This is a genomic window from Pseudactinotalea sp. (genome assembly GCF_048594945.1).
Taxonomy (GTDB): domain Bacteria; phylum Actinomycetota; class Actinomycetes; order Actinomycetales; family Beutenbergiaceae; genus Pseudactinotalea.
On record NZ_JBMDXJ010000346.1, the window covers coordinates 1 to 2,932 of the forward strand.

3 protein-coding genes are annotated in these 2,932 nt (G+C 69.2%); 1 reads left to right on the top strand and 2 read right to left on the bottom strand.

Annotation, left to right across the window (positions count from 1 at the left end):
• Window positions 1-111: 111 nt before the first annotated feature.
• Window positions 112-1,593, bottom strand: coding sequence for a catalase (locus ACOJSN_RS15675; RefSeq protein WP_420113425.1), 1,482 nt, complete (start codon window positions 1,591-1,593; stop codon window positions 112-114).
• A gap of 89 nt (window positions 1,594-1,682) precedes the next feature.
• The gene (locus tag ACOJSN_RS15680) at window positions 1,683-2,120 is read right to left on the bottom strand and encodes a Fur family transcriptional regulator (protein ID WP_420113426.1); all 438 of its coding nucleotides are present in this window, start codon (window positions 2,118-2,120) and stop codon (window positions 1,683-1,685) included.
• 156 nt (window positions 2,121-2,276) lie between these two features.
• Here ACOJSN_RS15680 and ACOJSN_RS15685 point away from each other — a divergent pair.
• Window positions 2,277-2,932, top strand: a 656-nt coding sequence (locus ACOJSN_RS15685) for an NAD(P)/FAD-dependent oxidoreductase (RefSeq protein WP_420113427.1), incomplete at its 3' end; no start/stop codon positions are given.

Sequence of the window (2,932 nt, forward strand, 5' to 3'; positions counted from 1 at the left end):
ACTTGTCCGAGCGGCCCTTTCTCGTGGAAGCGGGTGCCCGGAATCGGGAGGAGGAGCGCCCACCGAGGAACGAGGTCGTCGCGACGACGGCTCCCGTCACCCGTACCCGACTCAGTGCTGCTCGGCGAGCTCCGGCTCCGCCGGCTGGCTGTGGCGCTCGCGCAGCAACGCACCGAGCCCTGCGTCCACGTTCGCCCAGTACTGGAAGAACCGCTCGCGCACGTCGTCGCGGGTGATCGCGGCTGCCTGTCCGATCAGCGTCTCGTGGAACCGGCCGCGCTCGCCGTCGTCGAACACCTCGCGGTAGAGGGTGCCGGCCTGCCCGAAGTCGTCGTCCTCGGAGTGGAGCGTGGCCGCGGCACGCACGAGATCGCCGTCGGACTCCCACGAGCCGGACCCGGCAGCGGCCGGGTCCGCGACCGGTCCCCCGACCGAGTTCGGGGCGTACACCGGAGCCGAGGCGGGCTTGAACGAGTGCCGCGCAGCGCCGTCCTGGGTGTAGTCGGCGACCGGGGCGAGGGGGCGGTTCACGGGCAGGTCGTTGTAGTTGGTGCCGACCCGGTAACGGTGCGCATCCGGGTAGGAGAACGCCCGCGCCATCAGCATCTTGTCCGGGCTGAGGTCGATCCCCGGCACCGTGTTCGCCGGGCTGAACGCCGCCTGCTCGACCTGGGCGAAGAAGTTCTCCGGGTTCTGCTCGAGCGTGAGCACGCCGACGTCGATCAGCGGGTAGTCGGCGTGCGGCCACACCTTGGTGAGGTCGAACGGGTTGAACCGGTAGCTCTTGGCGTCCTCGTAGGGCATCACCTGCACCTTGAGGTCCCACTGCGGCAGATCGCCACGCTCGATCGCATCGTGCAGGTCGCGGCGGTGCAGATCGGCGTCGGATCCCGCAAGCTGTTCCGCCTGCTCGGGCGTCAGTGCGTGCACGCCCTGGCGGGACTGGAAGTGGTACTTCACCCAGAACCGCTCGCCCTCGGCGTTGATCCACTGGTAGGTGTGCGAGCCGTACCCCTGCATCTGCCGCCACGAGCGCGGCAGCCCCCGGTCACCCATCAGCCACGTGACCTGGTGGGCGGACTCCGGGCTCAGCGTCCAGAAGTCCCACTGCATGTCGGAGTCGCGCAGACCAGAGCCCGGCAACCGCTTCTGGGACCGGATGAAGTCGGGGAACTTGATGCCGTCACGCAGAAAGAACACCGGGGTGTTGTTGCCGACGAGGTCGTAGTTGCCTTCGGTCGTGTAGAACCGCAACGCGAAGCCGCGCGGGTCCCGCCAGGTGTCCGGCGATCCCTGCTCGCCCGCGACCGAGGAGAAGCGGAGCAGCGTCTGCGTGCTCGTGCCCGGCTGGAACACCGCAGCACGCGTGTACGCGGACACGTCGGCGGTCACCTCGAAGCTGCCGAAGGCGCCGCCGCCCTTGGCGTGGACCACGCGCTCCGGGATCCGTTCGCGGTTGAACTGCGCGAGCTTCTCGACCAGGTAACGATCGTGCAGCACGGTGGGCCCGTCAGGACCCACCGTGAGCGAGTGTGCGTCGCTCGCGACGGGCGCTCCCGACTGGCTCGTCGTGGGGCGGGGTGCATCGGTCATGCTGCTCTCCTTCATCTCGTGGCGCACCGAGGACACCGCTGTCGGCGACGGCGGTGTGTTGGCTCGGTCGGTCGGGTCTAGGACACGTCCTAGGTCGCTGCGGTCGCCGTGGCCTGGCACGCGGGGCACACACCCCAGAACGTCACCTCGGCCTGGACGATCGCGTACCCCGCGGTGGACCGCGGGGACAGACATGGGGGTTCGCCGGTGACGCAGTCGACGTCGTCGATCGCGCCACACTCGCGGCACACCACGTGGTGGTGGTTGTCGCCGGTACGCCGCTCATAGCGGGCGGGCGAGCCGGCCGGCTCGATCCTGCGCGCCAGGCCGGCGGTGGTGAGGTCACCGAGGATGTTGTGGACCGACTGGATCGACGTCGGCACCAGGCCGGCGACGGCATGGAACACCCGGTCAGCGTCGGCGTGCGGCATGGTCGCCAGAACGTCCAGGACAGCGAGCCTGCCGGCGGTGACCTTGAGCCCGGCATGACGCAGCGCTTCGGCGGCGTCTGTCGCGGGCGTGGCCATATCCCCACCATAGCGTTGTTTTGAATGAAACAAAACAACGCGTGGCGCGTCGCGGCGTGAGCTGCACATCGATGGGGAGGTGCGTGCTGTAGCGCACGTCACGTCACACCCCGCACGGCTGCGCCGTCTCTATATGTGAGACACAAGGAGGCTCACATGAAGAGGATCCTCATCATGGGCGGCGGCTACGCCGGCTTCTACACCGCGTGGCGCCTGGAGCGGCGGCTGCGGCGCGGCGAAGCAGAGATCACGATCGTCGAACCGCGCGGCTACATGACCTACCAGCCCTTCTTGCCCGAGGTCGCGGCCGGATCTGTCGAGGCCCGACACGTGGTCGTCCCGCTCCGTGCCCACCTGCGGACCACCCGGATCATCGAGGGGTACACCACCGCCGTCGACCATGCGCACCGGTTCGCTCAGGTGCGCACGCCGGACGGACGCGAGCACCGGATCACCTACGACATCCTCGTCCTCACCGCCGGCGCCATCACCCGCACGCTCCCGGTGCCCGGTCTCATCGGGGCAGCCCTCGGGCTGAAGACCGTCGAGGAAGCCATCGCGGTACGAGACCGGCTGCTCGGCGCGTTCGTACGGGCCGCGCACCTTCCACCCGGGCCCGAACGGCGCGCCGCGCTGACCGTGACGATCGCAGGCGGCGGCTTTACGGGCGTCGAGCTCTTCGGCGAGCTCCTTTCGCTGGGCACCAGCCTGCTGCGCTCCTTCGACGAACTCGACGTCGACGACCTGTCGTTCCATCTCGTCGAAGCCAGCGAGCGCATCCTCCCCGAGGTCAGCGACGGACCGGGCGGCTG

Bases quoted from the DNA above. Each gene is read 5' to 3' on its own strand.
- ACOJSN_RS15675 (WP_420113425.1), bottom strand. From the start codon at position 1,593: ATGACCGATGCACCCCGCCCCACGACGAGCCAGTCGGGAGCGCCCGTC.
- ACOJSN_RS15680 (WP_420113426.1), bottom strand. From the start codon at position 2,120: ATGGCCACGCCCGCGACAGACGCCGCCGAAGCGCTGCGTCATGCCGGG.